The following is a 22,013-nucleotide window of genomic DNA, read 5'->3' as shown; positions in this document are numbered from 1 at the left end:
GCAAGTGTGGATAAGTTTCCGAGAAGGAATTGCTGTCTGCGGTTAGTTTCGACAGCTCTAACATAGGCTAAAGCCTTGCCAAAACGGCATTAACGCGTTTGAATCCATCGCGTTTGATGGCCATCTTACAGAAAAATCAGAAAGAATCTAGGAATATTATCCAACGACATTTCGCGTGGCTCATGCTCATTCGCATCAAGAAATGAGGAATGATCGCCATGGACGCGGATCTGAAGCAAGCCCGCACACTATTTTTTGCCCGGCAAAAACAGAATCAACTGACCGCAATGCAACGCATTGCCTTGCAGATCATCGCCGGCATCGATCTCGATGAAGTTCTCAAGGCCCCGCTGGAAGAGAAGGAACGGACCAAACGGCGTCTGACGCGTCTCATGGAAAGGGAGCGCCTGAAAGGAATGTGCGGCAACTGGAATTATGACCTGAACAGGCACATTGCACTAAAACAAGCATTCGACCGGATTGGTTGAAAAGACCATGCGCTTCCGGACGTGCTCAAATCCAAAACAAAATGGCCAGCATCTAGGAGCGTAAGCTCAACGATACTGGCCATTTCTATAAAGCTCTCAGAACAGACACTGCAAAGCGCGGTCCGCTCGACAGTCGGAGCGATTAAGCGTCCTTAGGCTTGCGGCCCAGGCCCATCTTCTTAGCCAGGCGCGAGCGAGCAGCAGCGTAGTTCGGAGCGACCATCGGATAGTTCGGGTCGAGATCCCACTTTTCGCGGTACTGTTCCGGCGTCATGTTGTAATGGGTCATCAGGTGACGCTTCAGCGACTTGAACTTCTTGCCGTCTTCGAGGCAGATGATGTAGTCGTCGTGAACCGACTTCTTCGGATTGACGGCAGGCTTCGGCTTCTCGACAACGACAGGCGCTTCTTCGCGTTCGACGTGACGCTTGAAAGCAGCGTGTACTTCAGCGATCAGCAGCGGCAGTTCACCAGCGCGAATCGAATTATTGCCGACATATGCGGCGACAACATCTGCAGTAAGGCTCAGAAGCAGTTCCGCGCTTTCGTCGTGGGTGTCCAGATTTTCCATTGTATTTCCTTTTTACTTCTTATTGTTGCGTAATCGACGACTGGGGATCCCCGCCTGCCATCGTCGTTACGTATTCCTAAACCCTGCCCCATCCGTTCCCGGCTGCGAATACCAGTTGATAATGTCATTTGCAATAGAATTGTCAAACCACATTACATTAACAACAAGTCTTTCTTCTTGAATCATCAAATAGAAAAACTCGAACTCAACCTTACTAAGATGGGGAAACTTTGAATCGCGATGTGTTCGCGTTGCCGCCCCTGCCGTTTATTGAAGGATATGGATGAAGCTGCAGTTCACAGCCGTGCTTCCTTTAATTTGCTCGAACTGCGTTAGCAATAGTTTTCTCCCTCAAGTTTTCTTGTACGAAGTCCAAGACTAACATGTTTCCGCTAGGTAGCTTTTGGCGACAGAATCGGGCCTCAAAAAGGCATTGCTCAAATATATTTCAACGAAATCAACTCGCTTTCGCCACTTCGGCCAACTATATAAATATCACTATCACCCGCTAGTGGTCCGATTCCAACATTTGCATCCCTCGGTTCAAGCGCTGAGCAAATGTTGGTATCCAAAAGACCACTAGGAAGTATATGTATCTGGTGGATTTTTCGAATTTGACGTTTGAAACAGCATCTATGTCAGCCGGGATTCAAACGTCAAATTCAATCCACTAGAGCATGTCTCCCGAATGTGGGAACCGGTTTCGGGATAAAGACATGCGTAAAAACAAACAGATAGAGCATTTCCAATGATTCAATCAAAACAGGAAATGCTCTAGAAGGCACGGCTTACCGGCCTTGCAGCAAATCGAAACAGTTTTCATCGGAATTGTGGATGTCTCAAAGCTCCCCCCAACTTCAACCACCGCATGCAGCCAAACATCCGGTCAATGACACCCGCCACGGGATCACACGCACCGACGACTATGCTTGGTCGCGTGCGGACAATTGGCAGGAAGTATTCAAGGACCCGTCGGTTCTGTCCCCTGAAATTCGCACGCATCTGGAAGCAGAGAATGCATATCAGGCAGCGCTGATGAAGGACACGGAAGCGCTACAGAAAAGCCTGTTCGCAGAAATGCGAGGACGCATCAAGGAAGACGACTCCTCCGTCCCCGCGAAGGATGGGCCTTTCGCCTATGGCGTGTCCTATCGCACCGGCGGCGAGCAGCCCTATTTCATTCGCACGCCACGCGATGGCGGCGCGGAAACCATCCTCCTCGACGGTGACGTCGAAGGCAAGGACAAGGCCTATTTCCGCCTTGCATCAGCCGATCATGCGCCGGATCACCAGCTTTTGATCTGGGGTTACGATGACAAGGGTTCGGAATTCTACAAGCTGAAAGTCCGCGACCTGTCGTCCATGAAAGACCTTGAAGACATCGTCACCGACACGAATGGCGGCGGTGCGTGGGATGCGGAGAGCAAGGGCTTTTTCTATACGCGCCTTGATGAGAACCATCGACCGTCCAAGGTTTTCTATCACAAGGTGGGCACGGACCAGTCTGAGGACCATCTGATCTACGAAGAGAAAGATCCAGGCTTCTTCCTCGGTGTCGGCGGCTCGGCGCTGGACGACTATATCTTCATCGACATTCATGACCATGAAACGTCGGAATGCTGGCTCCTTCCAGCCAGCGATCCGGCGGCAAAGCCGCAGCTCGTCATGGAGCGCAAGACCGGTACGGAATATGACATCGCACCGGGTGGCGATGTGTTCTACATCCTGACCAATGCGGATGGCGCCAAGGATTTCAAGATATGCCAGGCGCCTGCTGCCACACCGCAGCCGGAAAACTGGGTCGAGGTCGTGGCGGAAAAGCCGGGGCGGCTGATCCTGTCACACTCCGCCTACAAGCATCATCTTGTCTGGATGGAACGCGATAACGGCCTGCCGCGCATCGTGATCCGTGATCGCGAAACCGGCGAGGAACATGCCATCGCCTTCGACGAGGAGGCCTATTCGCTCGGCCTTCACGGCAGCGCCGAATATGATACGGATGTGATCCGCTTCTCCTATTCGTCCATGACGACGCCGGAACAGCTCTTCGACTACAATATGCGGACGCGCGAGCGGAAGCTCTTGAAGACGCAGGAAGTTCCTTCCGGTCACAATGCGCATGACTATGTCACGCGCCGGGTGTTCGCCAAGGCTTCGGATGGTGAACTGGTGCCGGTGTCCCTGCTCTATCACAAGGATACAAAGCTCGACGGCTCCGCGCCCTGCCTGCTTTATGGCTACGGCTCCTATGGCATCACCATTCCGGCAAGCTTCAGCACGTCGCGGCTCTCGCTCGTGGATCGCGGCTTCGTCTACGCCATCGCGCATATCCGCGGCGGCAAGGACAAGGGTTTTGCCTGGTATGAAAACGGCAAGCGCGACAAGAAGGTGAACACGTTCACCGATTTCATCGCTGCCGCAAGGCACCTCGTTGCCGAAGGCTTCACCAGTCATGACCGCATCGTTGCGCATGGCGGTTCGGCAGGCGGCATGCTGATGGGCGCGATTGCCAATATGGCCCCCGACGCATTCGGCGGCATCATTGCCGAAGTGCCATTCGTTGACGTGCTGAACACGATGCTGGACGACACTCTTCCGTTGACCCCGCCGGAATGGCCCGAATGGGGCAATCCGATCACATCGGAAACGGATTACCGGATCATTGCCGGCTATTCGCCCTACGACAATGTCAGCCGTCAGGCCTATCCCGCCATTCTGGCCGTGGCAGGCCTTACCGATCCGCGCGTCACGTATTGGGAGCCTGCAAAGTGGGTCGCCAGACTGCGTGAGCTCAAGACCGACGACCATCCCGTCCTGTTCCGTATCAATATGGATGCGGGCCATGCCGGGGCGTCGGGTCGCTTCTCGCGACTGGAGGAAGTCGCCTATACCTATGCCTTCGCGCTCAAGGTGACAGGCAAGGCGGGCGACACGCTCTGATCCGCGAAAACAAGCATCGCGTCCGGCTTTTTTAGGATGCGATGCTTCCTTCATTTTTTGCATGTCTTGATCCCGAAACCGGTTCCCACTTACGGGAGACATGCTCTGAAAAAACGCGCTACTTCGCTTATGATCTTATAGTATTGTTCAATAGCTATTCTTTTTAGGGAAAAACCGATGTTGCGTCAGGTCATTGCCGTTTGCCTCACTTCCGCATCGCTTGCGGTTTCCGGCCTTGTCGCGTTGCCGATGTCGGCTGAAGCGCAGGTGCGCAAGGATGTCAGCGAATATGCGGGCCAGCGTTGCAGCGTGCCGAGAAAAGGCAGCGGCATCATCGTCGGCCAGTTCAGCGGCGTGGACGACTCGCCCTTCATCACAGGCGGCGACGGACTCGTTTCGATCGACCGTGTCCGGTGCTTCAGCAGCATGTCTGAATGCAAGGGCTGGCTCTATACGATGCAGAGCAAATATACCAATGCTGGCGCCGCTACTCTGGTGCGTTGCACCAAGCGCTGAAGCTGAACATAAAAACTGCGGTTTTCACGAAGCCTCGCGAATGGCATCCTCCCAACACTTGATGCATCGCCTTCGGGCGTCATCTTCGGTTTGGGAGGATCGGAAATGCAGCAGGCCAGTTATGTACACGGTGCGAGCGACAAGCTTCTCATCGGCAATACGATCGGTCGGCATCTCGACCAGATCGCGGAAAAATATCCCGACCGTCCTGCCGTGATCGTCCGGCACCAGAATATCCGGCTGACCTATTCCGAACTCAAACAACTGACCGATCGGCTTGCCGAAGGCTTCCTCGCCATCGGGCTTCGCCCCGGCGAACGTCTCGGCATATGGTCGCCGAACAATCTCGAATGGATTCTCACCCAGTTTGCGAGCGCAAAGGCGGGTCTGATCCTCGTCAACATCAACCCGGCCTATCGGGCGCATGAGCTGGAATATGTGCTGGGGAAAGTCGAATGCGCAGCACTCATCCTCGCGCCGTCACTGAAAACCAGCAACTATATCGATATCCTGCGCAGCATCGTGCCTGAACTGGATGAAGCCCGCCCCGGCCACGTGATGTCTGAGCGACTTCCCAATCTAAGGTGCGTCATCCGGATCGGCGCGGAACAGACGCCGGGCATGCTGAATTTCGACGATGTCGCCCAATCCGGCGATGAAGTCACCGGGCAAGAACTGGCGCAGCTTGCCGAAGAACTGCAATTTGACGATCCCATCAATATCCAGTTCACCAGCGGCACGACCGGCAGCCCGAAGGGCGCAACGCTCTCGCATCACAATATCCTCAATAACGGGTTTTTCGTCGGCGAGGCGATGCAGCTTTCCGAACAGGACCGGCTCTGCATCCCGGTGCCGTTCTATCATTGCTTCGGCATGGTGCTCGGCAATCTTGCCTGCGTGACCCATGGTTCCTGCATGGTGATCCCGAACGAGAGTTTCGATCCGCTCCTGACGCTCCAGACCGTTGAAGAGGAGCAATGCACCGGCCTTCATGGCGTGCCGACAATGTTCATTGCGATGCTGGATCACCCGGATTTCAGCCGTTTCAACCTCACCAGCCTGCGCACCGGCATCATGGCCGGATCGCCCTGCCCCATCGAAGTGATGCGGCGTGTGGTGAGCGAGATGCACCAGAGCGAAATCACCATCGCCTATGGCATGACGGAAACCAGCCCGGTCAGCTTTCAGAGTTCGACGACCGATCCACTGGAACGGCGCGTTTCCACCGTCGGGCGCATCCATCCGCATCTGGAGGTGAAGATCGTCGATGCGGATGGCAAGGTGGTGCCGCGTGGCGAAAAGGGCGAATTGCTGACGCGGGGCTACAGCGTCATGCGCGGCTACTGGAACGATGCGGAAAGTTCAGCCGGCGCCATAGATGATGCGGGCTGGATGCACACGGGAGACCTCGCGACGATAGACGAGGAAGGCTATTGCAACATCGTCGGGCGCATCAAGGATCTCATCATTCGCGGCGGCGAGAACATCTACCCGCGCGAGATTGAAGAGTTCCTCTTCAGCCATCCCGCGATCAGCGACGTCCAGATATTCGGCATTCCCGATCGAAAGTTCGGCGAAATCATCTGCGCCTGGGTCAAGCTGCACAAGGATGGCCAGCTTTCCGAAGAGGAACTGGCCGAATATTGCCGACAGCGCATCGCGCATTACAAGGTTCCAGCCCATATCCGATTCGTGGATCAGTTTCCGATGACCGTAACGGGCAAGATCCAGAAATTCGTCATGCGGCAGGTCATGATCGAGGAACTCGAATTGCAGGAAATTCGAACAGCGTAATTATCTCGTCACATCACGAGACATATTCTCCTAGAGCGGGATGTTTGTAAGTGTATCGTCGTTTCGCTCCAAGTTTTTGTTTGAGCATGATTTTATCCGAAAACCGGTTCCCACTTTTCGGAATCATGCTCTAATATTTTCGCTCATGGCGGCTTGCAAAGCGAAGGCGAGAATGCATATTACGTAAACGTAAGATTTTTGGGAGAGTTTCCATGGAAGAACTGATCGCACGCATCACCTCCAAAGTTGGCATCGATGCGGCAACGGCAGAAAAGGCAGTCGGCATGATCCTCGCCTTCCTGCAGAAGGAAGGCCCGGCAGCGGAAGTCCAGAAGCTTCTGGCAGCATTCCCCGGCGCTGAAGAAGCAATCGCGCAGGTCAAGGGCGGCGGCTTCCTGTCCGGCCTGATGGGCGGCGTGATGGGTCTCGGCTCCCAGCTCATGGGCGCTGGTCTGGGCATGGGTGAAATTTCCGGCGTTGCCAAGGAAACCATCCGCTTTGCCAAGGAAAAGGCTGGTGACGAACCAGTTGATGCCGTCATCGGTGCAATTCCGGGCCTCGGCCAGTTCGTCTGATCAAACTTTACATGCTCGAAAAGGCCCCGGGTTCCGGGGCCTTTTTGTTTTGGGCTGCCCAACCGAGTATACCGGCACAAATAATGACACCGATCAGTATAAAACAATAGTATTTAAGTCATGTTTTTCACGATAACGTGAAGCCTATGTAATAATCCCTATAAATTCAGGATGATACTTGCTGCACTGGGGATTTAACCGACGCAATGATTGCAATGCCCCGGATTGTATCGGATATTTGAACCAAGGGACGAAGTCTGTTCAATTTTTAAATGCGGAGGATCGCATGCGTTTGTTTTTCCTGACTATCAGCTCTGCAGCTGTATTGATCGCCGGCGCAGCACAGGCTGACGTCACCGCAGATCGTCAGGCAATCATGAAGGACCTTGGACGCTCAGTCGGGTCAATTGCTCCGATGATCAAGGGTGAGAAGCCATTCGACGCCACCACAGCACTTGCTGCGCTGGAAAAGATCGATGCCGATGCCAAGAAGCTGGATGTGGATGCGTTGTTCCCGGCCGGTTCGGATCAGGGCGATACTGAAGCTTCGCCGAAAATCTGGGAAACCAAAGACGACTTCGTCAAGCACGTCGAAAAATTCCGGACCGACGCCGCTACGGCACTGGCTGCCAAACCGCAGGATCTTGATGCGCTGAAGCCAGCCTTCCAGCAGGTCGCCGCCAATTGTGGTTCCTGCCATCAAGCCTATCGCGTCAAGAAGAACTGATCTTCGCTGTTGACAGAGAGCACACCGAACGGAAACACTCTGTGTGCAAAAAATTTGCAGCAAAAGTGCGGTGCAATTCCAGTGCATCTGTACTTTGGAACTGTCACGCTGAATAACGGTCATAAGAGCGGTCTGGCTCGTCCTGGAACCGCCTCACGGGAACAGATGGAATGGTCCGAAAACTGGCATATGCCGCAGGCGCCGTGGTCGTCCTTGGAGCCGCTGCCTTCTGGATTCTGACCGCTCCGCAGAAGGTGGACGCGACCGTGTTGGACGCGATGAAGCCGGGCGATCCCATCAAGGGCGAACAGGTTTTCTGGGCAGGCGGCTGTGCCTCCTGCCATGCCGCGCCAGGTGCCTCCGGCGATGCACGCAAGGTTCTGGCAGGCGGACATGAACTGGTTTCAGATTTCGGGACATTCATCGCTCCCAATATTTCCCCGTCAGAGCAAGGTATCGGCACATGGACCATACAGGACTTTGCCAATGCGATGCTGAAGGGGGTCGGCAAGCAGGACGAACATCTTTATCCATCGTTCCCCTACACTTCTTATACCAAAATGCAGCCCCAGGATGTGGCCGATCTCTTTGCGTTTATGAAAACATTGCCGCCCTCCGATAATGTCGCAGCGCCGCACAAGCTTTCCTTCCCCTTCACGGTCCGACGGGGGCTCGGCCTCTGGAAACAGCTTTACCTGTCCGACCAGCCTGCGGTGGAAATCGCAAATGCTTCCGACCAGGTGAAGCGCGGCCAGTATCTGACTGAAGCCCTTGGCCATTGCGGCGAATGTCACACACCGCGCAATGCGATTGGGGGGGTAGACACAAGCAAGTGGCTCGCCGGAGCATTGTCGCCTGAAACCGGCAGTGACGGGAAAAAAGGCGTCGTGCCGAACATCACGCCGGATGAAGCGGGCATCGGCGGCTGGAGCGGGAAAGACATCTCCTACGCCCTGCAAAGCGGCTTTACCCCGGATTTCGATTCGCTTGGCGGATCGATGACCGATGTGGTTGCGAACATGGCTCACCTTGCCGAAGCCGACCGCAATGCCATTGCTGCCTACCTGGAAGCTATTCCGTCGCACCCAAACGGCTATCCTGCGCGTTGAGGGCCGCGATCCGGCATAATCTTACCGATCCTCGTTTCACTCCGGCCGGATTTTGCTCTATATCATAAGTTATAGTTGAACAGAGGGAGCAAGCTGCCTGATGACTGCCGAAGACGCTATTTTTCTTGGCGCGAGCCGCAAGCCTGACGACTCCTACCAGCAGCCGGAATATCTAGCGCTGAAATACGGCAACCGGCACGGTCTCGTCACCGGCGCGACCGGCACGGGTAAAACGGTCACGCTGCAGGTTCTGGCCGAAAGCTTTTCAGCGGCTGGCGTTCCGGTTTTCTGCGCCGACATCAAAGGCGATCTTTCCGGCATTGGCGCGATCGGCGTTCAAAATGACGGCCTCCTCAAGCGTGCAGCGGAAGTGAAGCTCGATCCGTACGAAATGCGCGCGGCGCCTGTGATCTTCTGGGATATTTTCGGCGAACAGGGACACCCTGTCCGCGCCACCATTTCCGAAATGGGGCCGCTCCTCCTGTCGCGCCTGATGAATCTGACCGAGGCGCAGGAAGGTGTGCTGAACATCGCCTTCCGCCTGGCGGACGAAGAAGGCTTGCTGCTACTGGACCTGAAGGACTTGCAAGCCATCCTCGCCGAAATGGCGGAGCGCTCGGCAGAACTTTCGGGCAAGTACGGCAATGTGAACAAGGCTTCGGTGGGTGCAATCCAGCGTTCGCTTCTGGTCCTCGACCAGCAGGGCGGCTCGAAATTCTTCGGGGAACCAGCGCTCAAGATTTCAGACCTGATGCGCACCACGACCGACGGGCGCGGTGTAGTGAGCGTGCTTGCTGCCGACAAGCTGATGATGAGCCCGCGGCTCTATTCCACTTTCCTGCTTTGGCTGATGTCGGAACTCTTCGAGGAACTGCCGGAAGTCGGCGATCCCGATAAGCCGCGGCTCGTCTTCTTCTTCGATGAAGCCCATCTTCTCTTCGATGAAGCGCCGAAGGCTCTGGTCGACCGTGTCGAACAGGTGGTGCGCCTGATCCGCTCCAAGGGTGTCGGCGTTTATTTCGTGACGCAGAATCCGCTCGATGTGCCGGAAACCGTTCTGGCGCAGCTCGGCAATCGCGTGCAGCACGCGCTTCGCGCCTATACGCCGCGCGAAACCAATGCCGTGAAGACGGCAGCCGATACATTCCGTCCGAACCCGGATTTCAACACGTTTCAGGCGATCACCAAACTCGCCACTGGCGAAGCACTGGTGTCGACGCTGCAAGCCAAGGGGGTGCCTTCAATCGTGCAGCGCACGCTTATGCGCCCGCCTTCATCGCGTATCGGCCCGCTGACGCCGGAAGAACGCGCGAAGATCATCGCCGCAAGCCCGGTTGCCGGGCAGTACGATCAGGTACTGGATCGCGATTCCGCTTTCGAAATGCTGGCCCGCAAGGCGCAGAATGCTGCAGCAGCCCAGCAAAAGACCAAGGAAGAGGAAGAAGGCGGCGGTAGTATCCTTGGCGACCTCGTCGGCACCGCACTTGGTACTGGTCGCCGCTCCGGTCGCCAGACGGTCGCGGAAACGGCCATGAAGTCCGTTGTCCGCTCGGTCGGCAATTCGCTTGGCCGCGCACTTGTGCGCGGCATTCTCGGCGGCTTCAAACGGTAGAAGGTGCCAGTGTCACGCCTTCGCCGGTTTGGCGAGGGCGTAGGCGACAAGGGCATTGGCATGGCCATGCCCCATCTCGAATTCCGACTTCAGCCAGTTGACGATTTCCATATGCTTGTCGCCCTTTCGCTGCTCGATCAGCGAAAGCCAATGCTGGACAGGCTGCCCGTATTTTTTCTCGATGGACGGGAAATAGGATGCAGGGCCTTTCACGACTTCCTTGGCGACTTTTTCCTCGGACATGACTTCCCTCCCCTTGTTCCGACGATTTGTCCGCGCGGAAAGTGACTTATTTTCAAGGCGGCGGCAAGTTGGCGCGCGGCACAATGGAAAAAGCCCCGGACAGCTGGCTATCCGGGGCTTTTGCAATCTGTCGTTCAGACAATCGCTATTACATCACGAGAATCGGCGATTTCGCCGGAACGCGATCATAGAGGTCGATGATGTCCTGGTTCAGGAAGCGTACGCAGCCCGAAGAGACTGCCTTGCCGATGGACCACCATTCCGGATTGCCGTGCAGGCGGTACAGCGTGTCCTTGCCGTCCTGGAAAATATAGAGAGCGCGGGCGCCGAGCGGGTTCTTGAGGCCCGGAGCCATGCCGCCGTTCCTGGCGCTGTACTGCACCAGTTCCGGCTGACGGGCGACCATTTCATCCGGTGGGGTCCAGCGCGGCCACTGGCGCTTGTACTGGATCACAGCGCGACCCGACCACGCGAAACCTTCGCGGCCAATGCCCACGCCGTAGCGCATTGCTTGTCCGTTTTCGAGGACCAGATAGCAGAAGCGGTTGGCCGTATCGATGACCAATGTACCGGGCAGTTCGCCGGTTGGATCCTGCACAACCTGACGCAGGAAGCGCTTGTCCATCTTCTGGATCGGAATTGCCGGAAGCTGGAAGCCGCCATCCTCGACGGCAGCATACATCTGCGTCCATCCGCCATAGGAGGAATCGACATTAGCCTGCGGGGTGCGGTTGATCGGGTTGCCCGACTGATCCACATCAATGATTGGAACATTCTGCCCCAACTGAGCGCAACCGGCCAGACCGGCGGCCGCTGTTGCTGTCATTGCCGTCAGAAAGGAACGGCGGGTAAGGGTCGTTTGCATATGAAAACCAGTTTAGTGACGGGAGGAGTTACAGATACACATTCAGGGTTAACGAATTGCGACCCGGCCAATTGTGGCAGATACGCAGTGAGCCATCGAAAAGGCCGTAAACGGCTGTTTCCGGTGTTTGGTTGCACGGAAAACGCCCGAAAAATGTGGCGTACGCCCGTTCGTAATGCGGCCTAAACGTGGCGAAAGCCCACCAGCATGGCTCGTGTTGCAGCCGCGACACAATTTTGGGTGCAGGAGCCAGCTTTCCATAAACCCGGCGAGTTCAAATTTTAGTGAGAACTCAATCAAGCAACTGAAGGCTTGGCAGAATCAGTGCCGGAGCAAACTGTTTATATTCGTCGGGCTGGTTGGTCCGATTGATCCAGACCCCGCGCATGCCGAACCGCACCGCCCCTGCCACGTCCCAGCGGTTCGAGGACTGGAACGAGATTGCGGAAGGATAAAGCCGCCATTGCAGAGTGATGAGCTCATAGACCGCCGGGGCAGTCTTGTATTTCCTGACTTCATCAACCGAAATCACGTCGTCCAGCAGGACGTCGAGCGCTGCCGAACGCACTGCGGATTCGAGCATGGCGGGCGAACCATTGGAAAGGATCGCAAGCCGTGCGCCCTTCTCCTTCAGGCTTTTGAGAGCAGCGGGCACTTCCGGATAGCAATCGAGCTTCCAATAGGCATCGAGCAAATCATTGCGCAGTGCCGGATCTACGGACGGGTAACGCGCGAATGCGAAATCGAGCGACTCCTCGGTGAGTTTCCAGAAATCGCTATAGGCACCCATCAGGCTGAGCACCCAGGAATATTCGAGCTGCTTGGCCCGCCACAGTTCGGAAAATGCCCGGCCGTCCGGCCCGGCTTTGTCTGCATGTCGCCGCACCGCCGAATGGACATCGAATAATGTGCCATAAGCGTCGAAGACATAAGAACTGTGGGACACCGTTTCCTCCTGTGAGGGTCCGCCACGCATGGCGAAGCATAAAATCTAGAATTGCGCCATCCTACTGTGATTTCAATAATAATTCATTGTCTTGAAGCTGAATTGCTCATTCACGCCATTGCCGCCCGCACCGATGCGGCCTATGTAGATTCTGCACGCAAGTTTTGAGGCAGCATCTGCTCGGCCCGCCGCAAGCTGCCCATGTAAGCTCAAAGAAAAGAGGAGAGTTTCCAATGGCTTTCGAACTGCCCGCCCTGCCGTATGACTATGACGCCCTTGCGCCTTTCATGTCGCGCGAGACGCTTGAACTTCATCACGACAAGCACCATCAGGCCTATGTCACCAACGGCAACAAGCTGCTCGAAGGCTCCGGCCTCGAAGGCAAGAGCCTAGAAGAGATCGTCAAGGAAAGCTACGGCAAGAACCAGGGCCTCTTCAACAATGCCGGCCAGCACTACAACCACATCCTGTTCTGGAAGTGGATGAAGAAGAACGGTGGCGGCAAGAAGCTGCCGGGCAAGCTTGAAAAGGCAATCGAGTCCGATCTTGGCGGCTATGACAAGTTCCGGGCGGATTTCATCGCTGCCGGCGTCGGCCAGTTCGGTTCAGGCTGGGCCTGGCTGTCAGTCAAGGACGGCAAGCTTGAAATCTCCAAGACCCCGAACGGCGAAAACCCGCTGGTTCATGGCGCAACGCCGATCCTCGGCGTCGACGTGTGGGAACATTCCTACTATGTCGATTATCGAAATCTGCGTCCGAAGTACCTCGAGGCCTTCGTCGATAGCCTCATCAATTGGGAATTCGTCGAAGAACTGTACGAAAAGGCCTGAGCCTTCATACAACAATAAAGAAAAACCCCGGTTTTGCCGGGGTTTTTTGTTGCTGCTATTCCTTGATTACCTGCACACCTACATGTTGCGCGCGCCCGGCTCCCCATCCGGCGATGGCAGCCCCCAGCCCCAACACAGCGAAGAAAAGACCACAGGCGGTAAAGCTGCCCGTTGCGCTGTGGATCAGCCCGACGATGAGCGGGCCGATTGCGGCAAGCGTATAGCCGACGCACTGCGCCATGCCGGACAGATGCGCCGCCGTGTGTGAGTCCGGCGCCCGCAGCACGATCACCATCATGGCGGCGGCGATCAGACCGCCCTGCCCGATGCCCTGAATGACCGCCAGTCCCCAATAGGTCCATAGCGGCAGATAGAGAAAGCCGATCAGCGGCAAGGCCGCACAAGCGCAGAGAATGACATTGAGCAGGCTCTGGTTCTTCTGGCGGGTAGCAATCGACGGTACCGCGAGACAGGTGATGACCTGAGCCAGGATCGAAAAAGAGACCAGACCGCCGGCCGCTGCCGGGCTCAGGCCCTGTTCGCGCAGGATCGGCGCCAGCCATCCGAAAACGATGTAGGCGGTGGAGGATTGCAGACCCATGAACAGGGTTACCTGCCAGGCCAGCTTATCCTTCCACAAGCCGATCACCTTGAAACCCGAATGGGCGACATTGTGTTTCGCACGCATGGCCTGCGGCAGCCACAACAGCAGAACGACTGCCGCCGGAACAGCCCAGAATGCCAGAGCAAGATTCCAGGAACCGCCGAGCATCCCCTTGATGGGAATGGTGAATCCGGCCGCGGAGGCAGCGCCGCCGCATAGCGCCATCGTATAAAGACCGGTCATGATGGCCGCAGTTTTCGGGAAATCACGCTTGACGACGCCCGGAAGCAGCACGTTGCCAGTAGCAATTGCGGCACCGGCCAATGCTGCGCCAATATAAAGCGAATAGAACGAACCGAAGCCGCGAATGGCGGTGCCGACAGTCAGCACGACCAGCACGAAAAGCAGAACGCGTTCGGCGCCGAAACGCTGCGCCAGCCGTGGTGCGAATGGCGCAAAGACGCCAAGGCAGACAACCGGCAACGTGGTCAGGATACCGGCTGCAACGGATGACATGCCGGTGGCATCGATGATTTCCGGCAAAAGCACGGAAACGCTGGAAAATACCGGTCGCAGATTGGCGGCGATCAGCACGAGGCTCAGACCCAGCAAAATGCGCATCGCCTTGCTTGGCGGTTGCTGGACTGGCGGCGGCGGAACGCTGTCCGCCTCAGCGTCGACCAGCGCCTCGGGCTGAAATATCGCCTCGCTTTCTGCCGCTTCCGACAGGCCTGTGTTCGTGTGGCTCATGATGCCAGCAACCTTTCAAGTTCTTCAATCAGGGGCGCCATGAAGCGGCGAACCGTTGCACCGGCCTGGTCAGGATCGCCCGAAGCGATAGCTTCAACGATCTGGCGGTGCGCCTCATGGTTTGGCTCGGGCAGTTCGCCGTCGAGCGTAGCTTCTATGGATTCGCGAATGGAGGCGGAGAAAAAGGCATAGACCTCGATCAGTGCGCTGTTGCCCGAGGCAGCGACGATGGCCTCATGAAAGGCAAAGTCTCGGGCCACGAACGTTGCCCGGTCGAGTTCATCGCGATTGCCGCGTTGTGCCAGCATTTTCTCCAGATGCACAATCCCCTTCGGCTTGATGCGTAAGGCGGCCAGACGTGCGGCTTCCGTTTCGAGAACTGCCCGGGTCTCAAAGCGGTCGCGCAGGCTGGTATGGCGGATGCGGTCGAGGCTGCGTGCCGTGTCGGTAGTGGAACGGACATATGTTCCCGAACCCTGCCGGGTTTCCAGCATTCCCTGTGCCACCAGCGCCCGCACAGCTTCCCGCACCGTGCCGCGACTGACATCGAGCGTTGCGGAAAGTGCTGCTTCATTTGGCAACTGGTCGCCTATCGTCCAGCGTCCCGACGTGATTTCTCCGCGCAATGCCTGCGTGGCCGAATCCGTCAATGTCTTGCGGGATATTGCCTTCATACCTTCACCAAAGTCATCTGATGACTTGATGAATTAGACCTGCGTAATGAAGCTGTCAACCGTCATGAAGAAAGCTGATTGCGGGCTGGTGAGGCGGATTTGATAATCCTGTTGTCACACTGGTATCCACTGCCGCATTCCGTTAACAATTTTCGCGCAAAGTGCCCCATAATCCAGCCGCTCGAGATTTCGGGCCAGACTTCAGGTGCCAGTATGATCACACTTTACAGCCTTTCCGGAGACCACCTCGAACAAGTGGAAGTAGAGCCCGGTACTCCGTTGCCCGAGAATGTGATCTGGATCGATCTGTTTGCTCCCGGCGTCAACGAAGACAGTATTGTCGAGGCATGGATGGGCATTTCAATCCCGACCCGCGAAGACATGACGGAGATCGAGGAATCGAGCCGCTTCTATATGGAAACCGGCGCACAATATCTCACCGTGCCTATCCTGCACGCGGTCGATCTCGACCATCGCGAGCTTGCTCCGGTCACCTTCATTCTGCACGGATCACGGCTGATAACCGTGCGCTATGCCAATCCGAAATCGTTCAGCACCTATATCCTCCGTTCGACCAAGCCGGGCAACGGGCTGATATCAGCCAAGTGCTCGGGCCTGTCGATCATGCTTGGCATCACCGAAGCCACCACGAACCGGCTTGCCGATATTCTGGAAGGCGTGGCGGGCAAAATCGATGCGGCCTCGCACTCCATCTATCGCCGCCAGCCGAAAGCCCGCCCGATGACGACGGAGGATTTCCGTCACATACTGACCCAGATCGGTGGACAGGGAACATTTCTCTCGCGAATGCGCGAAAGTCTGGCGGGGATCAGCCGCATGCTGGTCTATCTGTCGGCCATCAACAATCCCGCAGCCGGCAAGAAGGAAACGCGCAGCTGGATCAAGTCGCTGGAACGCGACACGCAATCCCTGACCGCCTATGTGGATTTTCTGTCCAACAAGGTCACATTCCTTCTCGATACGATCGTTGGTCTGATTTCGGTAGAACAGAACGCCATCATCAAGATTTTCTCTGTGGCGGCGGTCGGTTTCATGCCGCCGACGCTAGTGGCTTCCATCTACGGCATGAACTTTTCCTTCATGCCGGAGCTGCAATCGCCATGGGGTTATCCGATGGCGCTTGGTCTGATGATCGCCTCCGCCCTGCTGCCGCTTTACTATTTCCGCCGAAAGGGTTGGCTGTAGCTTGTGGTGACAACGCAGGCGCACCATGTTATATCATGCGTTATAACATAGGAGAGCAGCCATGAACGTAACCCTGCGCAAGATCGGCAATTCCGACGGTGTGATCATCCCAAAGGAAGTGCTGGAGCAGTTGAACGTGCAAACTGGCGACACTCTGGTCCTGACCGCAGACAAGGATGGACTGAGACTGACCAGGAGCACGGAAGATCCGGAGGTCTTCGAGAAGAAAATGAAGATTGCCCGAGAGCGGATGAAAAAATATGAGACCGCTTATCGCGTGCTCGCTCAATGATCGACTTTCATTCGCGGGCTTTCATAGAAGCGCTGCATCAGGAGCAGTTGCGTCTGCATGGTGGTGCAGCGGGTATTCGCGATTCCGGTTTGCATGATTCAGCGCTTGCGCGTCCGTTGCAAAAGGAAGCCTATGGCGATCCGGATATCTTCGATCTGGCGGCGGCCTATCTGTTCGGTGTGCTGAAGAACCACCCTTTCGTGGACGGCAACAAGAGAACTGGACTGGCTGCCGCTGACTTGTTTCTTTATTTCAACGGCTTCAGTCTTGAAGCCGTACAGGAAGACATTATTCAGCTCGTCCTGATGGTTTCGACGAGTGAAATCGATGAAGCCGGCGCAGCAGCGTTTTTCCGTGACCATACTGTCGCTATAGACGAAGACTAAACAATCTTCAGCGACACGATTTCCCACTCGACATTATTGATTTTCACGACATCGCCGACCGGCTTGCCGAACAGCAGAATGGCAACGGGTGCGACATGGGAAATCTTGCCGTTTGATGGGTCGGCCTCGTCCTCGCCCACGATGGTCCAGCGGCGAACCTTGCCGTCGTCCAGATTTTCCAGTTCCACCGTCATGCCGAAACGCACGACATCACTGTCGGGAACAGGCACGGAAAGTTCTGCATTTTCGCGCCGTGTCGTCCAGTAACGCAGATCGCGCGAGATACGTGCGATCGCTGAACGTTCACCCTCCACATTGGCATCCGCCAGTTCGCGCTGCAGCCGTGCGATTTCATCCTCGATCATCTTCAGGCCAGCTGGCGTGACGAGATTGCGATGCGGGCTGACCGGACGCTCGCCGAGGTCGGTCGGCGCATCGTCCTGTTCTTTGGTGAAAGCTCTGCTCATCAGTTGAATGTAAGCAGTCGGCACCTCCCCGACAAGCCTCCCCGTCATACAAGCTGCCCGCTGTTGCGCCGGCAAATGCATGATTTGCATATCGGTTTCTATTGATTGATGAGTCAATCAACGTTAAACTGGCCGCTCAGTTAGACTGAGAACGGACCAGGATTATGCCCAAGATCGGGATGGAGCCCTTGCGGCGGCGCGAGTTGATCGATGCCGCCATTCGTACCATCGGCCAGCGTGGTTCGCTGGACGTGACCGTCGCGCAGATCGCGCATGAGGCGGGCGTTTCACCTGCGCTTGCGCATCATTATTTCGGCGGCAAGGACAAGCTCATTCTCGCCACCATGCGGCATTTGCTGCGTGAACTGGGGCAGGATCTCAACGCCGCCATCGGACGAACCGAGACGCCGCGGGAACGTATCGCGGCCATCATTGCGGTCAATTTTTCCGCATCGCAGTTCGCGCAGGAAACCATTGCCGCCTGGCTTACCTTCTATGTGCATGCGCAACAGTCGGAGGACACCCGCCGGCTCTTGCGCATCTACGCGCGCCGCCTGCATTCAAACCTCGTTTTCGCACTTGAACAACTGACCTCGCGCGAGCGGGCCAGCCGCATTGCCGAGGGTGCAGGTGCCATGATCGACGGGCTCTACATTCGTCACGCACTTGGCGCCGATGCGCCCAATGCTGCCTCAGCCATTGCGTTGGTGGAAGACTACATCGCGGTTCAGCTTATGGGGGAGAAATGAGTATGGAAGCGGATTTCGTCATCATCGGCTCCGGATCTGCCGGATCCGCCATGGCCTATCGCCTGTCTGAAGACGGTCGCTATTCGGTGATCGTCATCGAATATGGCGTGCCCGATGTCGGTCCGTTGATCCAAATGCCAGCCGCCCTTTCTTTCCCCATGAATATGGAAACCTATGACTGGGGTTTTTCGACCGAACCGGAGCCGCATATTGGCGGGCGCAGCCTTGTAACGCCGCGGGGCAAGGTGCTTGGTGGTTCATCTTCAATTAACGGCATGGTCTACGTGCGCGGCCATGCACGCGACTACGACCACTGGTCGGAAAGCGGTGCGCGCGGCTGGGCCTATGCAGATGTACTGCCCTATTTCAAGCGGATGGAAAATTCGAGCGGTGGCCAGGAAGGCTGGCGCGGCACCAATGGCCCGCTTTATATCCAGCGCGGCAAACGCGACAATCCGCTGTTCCATGCCTTTGTAGAGGCTGGCCACGAAGCGGGCTTTGAAATCACCGAAGACTATAATGGCGAGAAACAGGAAGGCTTCGGCCCGATGGAGCAGACGATCCACAACGGTCGTCGCTGGTCTGCCGCCAACGCCTATCTGAAACCCGCCCTCAAGCGCCCGAATGTCAAGCTGGTCAAGGGGCTTGCGCGCAAGATCGTGCTTGAGGGAAAGCGCGCGGTTGGTGTTGAGATCGAGGCAGGCCGTAGCTTCTCGACCATTCGTGCGCGGCGTGAAGTCATCATTGCCGCCTCGTCGATCAACTCGCCGAAGCTCCTGATGCTCTCTGGCATCGGCCCTGCCGCACAACTGAAAGAACACGGAATTGAAGTGGTCGCCGATCGCCCCGGCGTCGGCCAGAACCTGCAGGACCATCTGGAAGTCTATATCCAGCAGGAATGCACGCAACCGATCACGCTTTACTCCAAGCTAAACCTGTTTTCGAAAGCGAAGATCGGCGCGGAATGGCTGTTCTTCAAGACTGGCGACGGCGCAACCAACCATTTCGAATCCGCAGCATTCCTGCGCTCGAAAGCTGGTGTGGAATATCCAGATATCCAGTATCACTTCCTACCGGTCGCCATCCGCTATGACGGCAAGGCGGCAGCGCAGTCGCACGGCTTTCAGGCCCATGTCGGGCCGATGCGGTCGAAATCGCGTGGCAGCGTAACGCTTCGCTCGGCCAATCCACGTGAAAAGCCTGTCATCAAGTTCAATTATATGTCGCAAGAAGACGACTGGGCCGACTTCCGCCATTGTGTGCGGCTGACCCGTGAAATCTTCGGACAGGCCGCATTTGATGCTTATCGTGGCGCGGAAATCCAGCCCGGTGCGCATGTTCAGAGCGACGATGAAATCGACAATTTCATCCGCGAGCATGTCGAGAGCGCCTTCCATCCATGCGGCACGTGCAAGATGGGTGCGGTTGACGATCCAATGGCAGTGGTCGATGCTGAATGCCGGGTGATCGGTGTCGAAGGCCTGCGCGTTGCGGATTCATCCATCTTCCCGCGCATCACCAACGGCAATCTCAACGGCCCGTCGATCATGGTCGGCGAAAAGGCTTCCGATCATATTCTCGGCCGTACGCCGCTGGCGTGCTCCAATCAGGAGCCTTGGATCAATCCGCGCTGGCAAGTTTCCGACCGCTGATATAATTTAAGGGATAACAATGAAAGCACAACCCAAAGCCTCGCATTTCATCGGCGGCGCATTCATGGAAGACAAGGCGGGCAAGCCGTTGCCGGTCATCTATCCAGCAACCGGCGAGGAAATTGCCAAGCTATATTCGGCGACACCCGATGTGATCGAGGCGGCTTATGCAGCAGCGCTGAAAGCGCAAGGCGAATGGGCTGCGCTTAAGCCCGTCGAACGCGGACGCATCCTGCGCCGCACTGCAGAAATCCTGCGCGAAAAGAACAAGAAGCTGTCGAAGCTCGAAACGCTTGATACCGGCAAGGCGCTTCAGGAAACGCTGGTGGCGGATGCAGCTTCGGCCGCGGATGCACTGGAATTTTTCGGCGGCATCATTTCGGGCTTCAACGGCGAGTTCGTGGAGCTTGGCGGTTCGTTCGCCTATACGCGCCGCGAAGCGCTCGGCATCTGCGTCGGTATCGGCGCATGGAATTATCCGATCCAGATCGCCGCGTGGAAATCCGCGCCTGCACTCGCGATGGGGAATGCCTTCATCTTCAAGCCGTCCGAAAACACGCCGCTTTCAGCGCTTGCATTGGCGGAAGCATACAAGGAAGCGGGCCTTCCCGATGGCTTATTCAATGTCGTGCAGGGCTTCGGCGATGTCGGCGCCGCACTCGTCAATCATCGCTTGACGGCCAAAGTTTCACTGACTGGTTCTGTGCCGACAGGCCAGCGCATCATGGCGCAGGCAGGCGAACACCTGAAGCACGTCACCATGGAGCTTGGTGGCAAGTCGCCGATCATCGTGTTCGATGACGCCGACCTTGAAAGCGCTATCGGCGGCGCGATGCTCGGTAACTTCTATTCGACCGGGCAGGTCTGTTCGAACGGCACCCGCGTCTTCGTTCACAAGAAGGTGCGCGAACGTTTTGTCGAACGGCTGGTCGAACGTACACGCAAGATTCGCATTGGCGATCCGCTGGATGAAGCAACCCAGATGGGGCCACTAGTCAACAGTGCACAGCGCGACAAGGTGCTGTCCTATATCGAAAAGGGTAAGGCAGAAGGGGCGAGGCTTGCCTGCGGCGGTGGCGTGCCGAAACTGCAAGGCTTCGACAAAGGCTTTTTCATCGAGCCTACCGTCTTCACGGATGTGACCGACGGCATGACCATCGCTCGCGAGGAAATCTTCGGGCCGGTGATGAGCGTCCTGGAATTTTCCGACGAGGATGAAGTGATTGCGCGCGCCAACGATACCGAATTCGGTCTGGCGGCAGGCGTGTTCACCGCCGATATCGCACGCGGCCATCGCGTAATTGGCCAGATCAAGGCCGGCACATGCTGGATCAATGCCTATAATCTGACACCGGTGGAAGTGCCCTTCGGCGGTTACAAACAATCCGGCATTGGACGCGAGAACGGCATTGCCGCCCTCGCTCATTACAGCCAGATCAAGACCGTCTATGTCGAGATGGGAAAAGTCGACAGCCCTTACTGACCGCTGAAATCAGCCCGCGGAACCGCATTCGGTTCTGCGGGCGTCGGCGTACAATCATAACGGTAAAGCTGCGGCGACGGCACCGCCTGCGGATAGACAATAGCACGCTGCGACCGTTGACTGGCGGGAACTGACGGTGAATTCCAGAGAGGCATGGCCCAGGACGGCCTCGTCACTGTACCGGAAGAGCCGGTCCCCTGAATGGGGGTGCGTCGGCACTCGGTCCCGAGCGTACCGTTCAATCCCGCAGCTGTCGCAACACTCGTGCAGCTAACCAAGGCAAGCGCCATAGCGGTAAAAAACAGTTTCATATCGAAACACTTTCAAAATAACACTGCCAAATGCCCCAGGTTGACGGGGCTCAAGACTTTAAGGGGCCTCCTTAACCCGGCTCTATGGGTATCAGCAAGGCCATTCGGGACAGCTTCAGACCTGAAACCAAAGATAGAAGATTTATCCAAGCGTTCAACAGCGAGCCCTGTACGAGACGTTCGTGAGCGCTACGAACAGCCCACCTTTTCTTTTGTGAATGAT

Annotated in this window: 23 protein-coding genes; 15 read left to right on the top strand and 8 right to left on the bottom strand. The window is 56.6% G+C overall.

Annotated features, from left to right (window positions below; all coding sequences use genetic code 11):
- The first annotated feature begins 218 nt into the window (after window positions 1-218).
- A complete protein-coding gene (locus CES86_RS00605; protein ID WP_012092460.1) occupies window positions 219-488 on the top strand; it encodes a hypothetical protein in 270 nt (89 codons plus the stop codon).
- Window positions 489-630: 142 nt separating this feature from the next.
- Here CES86_RS00605 and CES86_RS00600 read toward each other — a convergent pair whose 3' ends face one another.
- The gene (locus CES86_RS00600) at window positions 631-1,059 is read right to left on the bottom strand and encodes a MucR family transcriptional regulator (protein ID WP_010661576.1); all 429 of its coding nucleotides are present in this window, start codon (window positions 1,057-1,059) and stop codon (window positions 631-633) included.
- Between the two features lie 834 nt (window positions 1,060-1,893).
- Between CES86_RS00600 and CES86_RS00590 the strand changes: the two genes are divergently transcribed.
- From CES86_RS00590 to CES86_RS00560, 7 genes are all read left to right on the top strand, one after another.
- Window positions 1,894-3,999, top strand: a complete 2,106-nt coding sequence (locus CES86_RS00590) for a S9 family peptidase (protein ID WP_094513266.1) — start codon at window positions 1,894-1,896, stop codon at window positions 3,997-3,999.
- A 177-nt stretch (window positions 4,000-4,176) separates the two neighbouring features.
- The gene (locus CES86_RS00585) at window positions 4,177-4,515 is read left to right on the top strand and encodes a hypothetical protein (protein ID WP_040129572.1); all 339 of its coding nucleotides are present in this window, start codon (window positions 4,177-4,179) and stop codon (window positions 4,513-4,515) included.
- 105 nt (window positions 4,516-4,620) lie between these two features.
- Window positions 4,621-6,309 carry an AMP-binding protein gene (locus CES86_RS00580; RefSeq protein ID WP_012092463.1) on the top strand — a complete coding sequence of 563 codons (1,689 nt, stop codon included), beginning with the start codon at window positions 4,621-4,623 and terminating at the stop codon, window positions 6,307-6,309.
- Window positions 6,310-6,521: 212 nt separating this feature from the next.
- Window positions 6,522-6,884 carry a DUF2267 domain-containing protein gene (locus CES86_RS00575; RefSeq protein ID WP_010661572.1) on the top strand — a complete coding sequence of 121 codons (363 nt, stop codon included), beginning with the start codon at window positions 6,522-6,524 and terminating at the stop codon, window positions 6,882-6,884.
- A 286-nt stretch (window positions 6,885-7,170) separates the two neighbouring features.
- Window positions 7,171-7,611 (top strand): c-type cytochrome, encoded by a 441-nt coding sequence (locus CES86_RS00570; RefSeq protein WP_010661571.1) that lies wholly within the window; start codon window positions 7,171-7,173, stop codon window positions 7,609-7,611.
- Window positions 7,612-7,781: 170 nt separating this feature from the next.
- The gene (locus tag CES86_RS00565) at window positions 7,782-8,720 is read left to right on the top strand and encodes a c-type cytochrome (RefSeq protein ID WP_012092464.1); all 939 of its coding nucleotides are present in this window, start codon (window positions 7,782-7,784) and stop codon (window positions 8,718-8,720) included.
- Window positions 8,721-8,820: 100 nt separating this feature from the next.
- Window positions 8,821-10,332 carry a helicase HerA-like C-terminal domain-containing protein gene (locus CES86_RS00560; protein WP_094513265.1) on the top strand — a complete coding sequence of 504 codons (1,512 nt, stop codon included), beginning with the start codon at window positions 8,821-8,823 and terminating at the stop codon, window positions 10,330-10,332.
- A gap of 12 nt (window positions 10,333-10,344) precedes the next feature.
- On the opposite strand, the gene CES86_RS00555 is transcribed toward CES86_RS00560, so the two are convergent.
- The 3 genes from CES86_RS00555 to CES86_RS00545 form a co-directional block, all read right to left on the bottom strand.
- Entirely contained in the window at window positions 10,345-10,575 is a 231-nt protein-coding gene (locus CES86_RS00555; RefSeq protein WP_012092466.1) for a DUF4287 domain-containing protein, read from the bottom strand.
- A gap of 148 nt (window positions 10,576-10,723) precedes the next feature.
- Complete coding sequence (locus CES86_RS00550) at window positions 10,724-11,440, bottom strand: L,D-transpeptidase (RefSeq protein WP_012092467.1); 717 nt, start codon at window positions 11,438-11,440, stop codon at window positions 10,724-10,726.
- 292 nt (window positions 11,441-11,732) lie between these two features.
- Window positions 11,733-12,386 carry a haloacid dehalogenase type II gene (locus CES86_RS00545; RefSeq protein WP_010661566.1) on the bottom strand — a complete coding sequence of 218 codons (654 nt, stop codon included), beginning with the start codon at window positions 12,384-12,386 and terminating at the stop codon, window positions 11,733-11,735.
- Window positions 12,387-12,619: 233 nt separating this feature from the next.
- Between CES86_RS00545 and CES86_RS00540 the strand changes: the two genes are divergently transcribed.
- Complete coding sequence (locus CES86_RS00540) at window positions 12,620-13,216, top strand: superoxide dismutase (protein ID WP_012092469.1); 597 nt, start codon at window positions 12,620-12,622, stop codon at window positions 13,214-13,216.
- A 55-nt stretch (window positions 13,217-13,271) separates the two neighbouring features.
- Here the strand turns inward: CES86_RS00540 and CES86_RS00535 are convergent, their stop codons facing one another.
- Together CES86_RS00535 and CES86_RS00530 are read right to left on the bottom strand one after the other, a co-directional pair.
- Complete coding sequence (locus CES86_RS00535; RefSeq protein WP_012092470.1) at window positions 13,272-14,570, bottom strand: CynX/NimT family MFS transporter; 1,299 nt, start codon at window positions 14,568-14,570, stop codon at window positions 13,272-13,274.
- Entirely contained in the window at window positions 14,567-15,244 is a 678-nt protein-coding gene (locus tag CES86_RS00530) for a FadR/GntR family transcriptional regulator (RefSeq protein WP_012092471.1), read from the bottom strand. Before CES86_RS00530 ends, CES86_RS00535 begins: the two co-directional genes overlap by 4 nt.
- Window positions 15,245-15,457: 213 nt before the next feature.
- On the opposite strand from CES86_RS00530, the gene CES86_RS00525 reads away from it, so the two are divergent.
- The 3 genes from CES86_RS00525 (at window position 15,458) to CES86_RS00515 (ending at window position 17,128) form a co-directional block, all read left to right on the top strand.
- Window positions 15,458-16,450: a magnesium transporter CorA family protein gene (locus CES86_RS00525; RefSeq protein WP_094513264.1), complete on the top strand. Its 993-nt coding sequence runs from the start codon at window positions 15,458-15,460 to the stop codon at window positions 16,448-16,450.
- A gap of 61 nt (window positions 16,451-16,511) precedes the next feature.
- Window positions 16,512-16,742 (top strand): AbrB/MazE/SpoVT family DNA-binding domain-containing protein, encoded by a 231-nt coding sequence (locus CES86_RS00520; protein ID WP_094513262.1) that lies wholly within the window; start codon window positions 16,512-16,514, stop codon window positions 16,740-16,742.
- Window positions 16,739-17,128 carry a type II toxin-antitoxin system death-on-curing family toxin gene (locus CES86_RS00515; RefSeq protein WP_012092474.1) on the top strand — a complete coding sequence of 130 codons (390 nt, stop codon included), beginning with the start codon at window positions 16,739-16,741 and terminating at the stop codon, window positions 17,126-17,128. Before CES86_RS00520 ends, CES86_RS00515 begins: the two co-directional genes overlap by 4 nt.
- Here CES86_RS00515 and CES86_RS00510 read toward each other — a convergent pair.
- Window positions 17,125-17,595 (bottom strand): GreA/GreB family elongation factor, encoded by a 471-nt coding sequence (locus tag CES86_RS00510; RefSeq protein ID WP_094513261.1) that lies wholly within the window; start codon window positions 17,593-17,595, stop codon window positions 17,125-17,127. The two genes, CES86_RS00515 and CES86_RS00510, sit on opposite strands and share 4 nt — an antisense overlap.
- Window positions 17,596-17,759: 164 nt before the next feature.
- Between CES86_RS00510 and betI the strand changes: the two genes are divergently transcribed.
- From betI to betB, 3 genes are read left to right on the top strand one after another with little or no spacing between them, the layout of a single operon-like run.
- On the top strand, window positions 17,760-18,344 hold the full coding sequence (gene betI / locus CES86_RS00505; RefSeq protein WP_012092476.1) for a transcriptional regulator BetI: 585 nt from the start codon (window positions 17,760-17,762) through the stop codon (window positions 18,342-18,344).
- A 2-nt stretch (window positions 18,345-18,346) separates the two neighbouring features.
- Window positions 18,347-19,996 carry a choline dehydrogenase gene (gene betA / locus CES86_RS00500; RefSeq protein ID WP_094513259.1) on the top strand — a complete coding sequence of 550 codons (1,650 nt, stop codon included), beginning with the start codon at window positions 18,347-18,349 and terminating at the stop codon, window positions 19,994-19,996.
- A 19-nt stretch (window positions 19,997-20,015) separates the two neighbouring features.
- Entirely contained in the window at window positions 20,016-21,479 is a 1,464-nt protein-coding gene (betB, locus tag CES86_RS00495; RefSeq protein WP_094513258.1) for a betaine-aldehyde dehydrogenase, read from the top strand.
- Here the strand turns inward: betB and CES86_RS27025 are convergent.
- On the bottom strand, window positions 21,473-21,790 hold the full coding sequence (locus CES86_RS27025) for a hypothetical protein (protein ID WP_143851051.1): 318 nt from the start codon (window positions 21,788-21,790) through the stop codon (window positions 21,473-21,475). The genes betB and CES86_RS27025 overlap by 7 nt on opposite strands.
- Window positions 21,791-22,013 lie beyond the last annotated feature (223 nt).

The sequence above is a fragment of the Brucella lupini genome (assembly GCF_002252535.1).
Taxonomy (GTDB): domain Bacteria; phylum Pseudomonadota; class Alphaproteobacteria; order Rhizobiales; family Rhizobiaceae; genus Brucella; species Brucella anthropi.
The sequence above is the reverse complement of the archived record's forward strand: the minus strand, read 5'-3'. Positions and strand labels throughout refer to the sequence as shown.

Coding starts and splice junctions, on each gene's coding strand:
- CES86_RS00605 (WP_012092460.1), top strand. CDS start 219: ATGGACGCGGATCTGAAGCAAGCCCGCACACTATTTTTTGCCCGGCAA.
- CES86_RS00600 (WP_010661576.1), bottom strand. CDS start 1,059: ATGGAAAATCTGGACACCCACGACGAAAGCGCGGAACTGCTTCTGAGC.
- CES86_RS00590 (WP_094513266.1), top strand. CDS start 1,894: ATGTCTCAAAGCTCCCCCCAACTTCAACCACCGCATGCAGCCAAACAT.
- CES86_RS00585 (WP_040129572.1), top strand. CDS start 4,177: ATGTTGCGTCAGGTCATTGCCGTTTGCCTCACTTCCGCATCGCTTGCG.
- CES86_RS00580 (WP_012092463.1), top strand. CDS start 4,621: ATGCAGCAGGCCAGTTATGTACACGGTGCGAGCGACAAGCTTCTCATC.
- CES86_RS00575 (WP_010661572.1), top strand. CDS start 6,522: ATGGAAGAACTGATCGCACGCATCACCTCCAAAGTTGGCATCGATGCG.
- CES86_RS00570 (WP_010661571.1), top strand. CDS start 7,171: ATGCGTTTGTTTTTCCTGACTATCAGCTCTGCAGCTGTATTGATCGCC.
- CES86_RS00565 (WP_012092464.1), top strand. CDS start 7,782: ATGGTCCGAAAACTGGCATATGCCGCAGGCGCCGTGGTCGTCCTTGGA.
- CES86_RS00560 (WP_094513265.1), top strand. CDS start 8,821: ATGACTGCCGAAGACGCTATTTTTCTTGGCGCGAGCCGCAAGCCTGAC.
- CES86_RS00555 (WP_012092466.1), bottom strand. CDS start 10,575: ATGTCCGAGGAAAAAGTCGCCAAGGAAGTCGTGAAAGGCCCTGCATCC.
- CES86_RS00550 (WP_012092467.1), bottom strand. CDS start 11,440: ATGCAAACGACCCTTACCCGCCGTTCCTTTCTGACGGCAATGACAGCA.
- CES86_RS00540 (WP_012092469.1), top strand. CDS start 12,620: ATGGCTTTCGAACTGCCCGCCCTGCCGTATGACTATGACGCCCTTGCG.
- CES86_RS00535 (WP_012092470.1), bottom strand. CDS start 14,570: ATGAGCCACACGAACACAGGCCTGTCGGAAGCGGCAGAAAGCGAGGCG.
- CES86_RS00530 (WP_012092471.1), bottom strand. CDS start 15,244: ATGAAGGCAATATCCCGCAAGACATTGACGGATTCGGCCACGCAGGCA.
- CES86_RS00525 (WP_094513264.1), top strand. CDS start 15,458: ATGATCACACTTTACAGCCTTTCCGGAGACCACCTCGAACAAGTGGAA.
- CES86_RS00520 (WP_094513262.1), top strand. CDS start 16,512: ATGAACGTAACCCTGCGCAAGATCGGCAATTCCGACGGTGTGATCATC.
- CES86_RS00515 (WP_012092474.1), top strand. CDS start 16,739: ATGATCGACTTTCATTCGCGGGCTTTCATAGAAGCGCTGCATCAGGAG.
- CES86_RS00510 (WP_094513261.1), bottom strand. CDS start 17,595: ATGAGCAGAGCTTTCACCAAAGAACAGGACGATGCGCCGACCGACCTC.
- betI (WP_012092476.1), top strand. CDS start 17,760: ATGCCCAAGATCGGGATGGAGCCCTTGCGGCGGCGCGAGTTGATCGAT.
- betA (WP_094513259.1), top strand. CDS start 18,347: ATGGAAGCGGATTTCGTCATCATCGGCTCCGGATCTGCCGGATCCGCC.
- betB (WP_094513258.1), top strand. CDS start 20,016: ATGAAAGCACAACCCAAAGCCTCGCATTTCATCGGCGGCGCATTCATG.
- CES86_RS27025 (WP_143851051.1), bottom strand. CDS start 21,790: ATGAAACTGTTTTTTACCGCTATGGCGCTTGCCTTGGTTAGCTGCACG.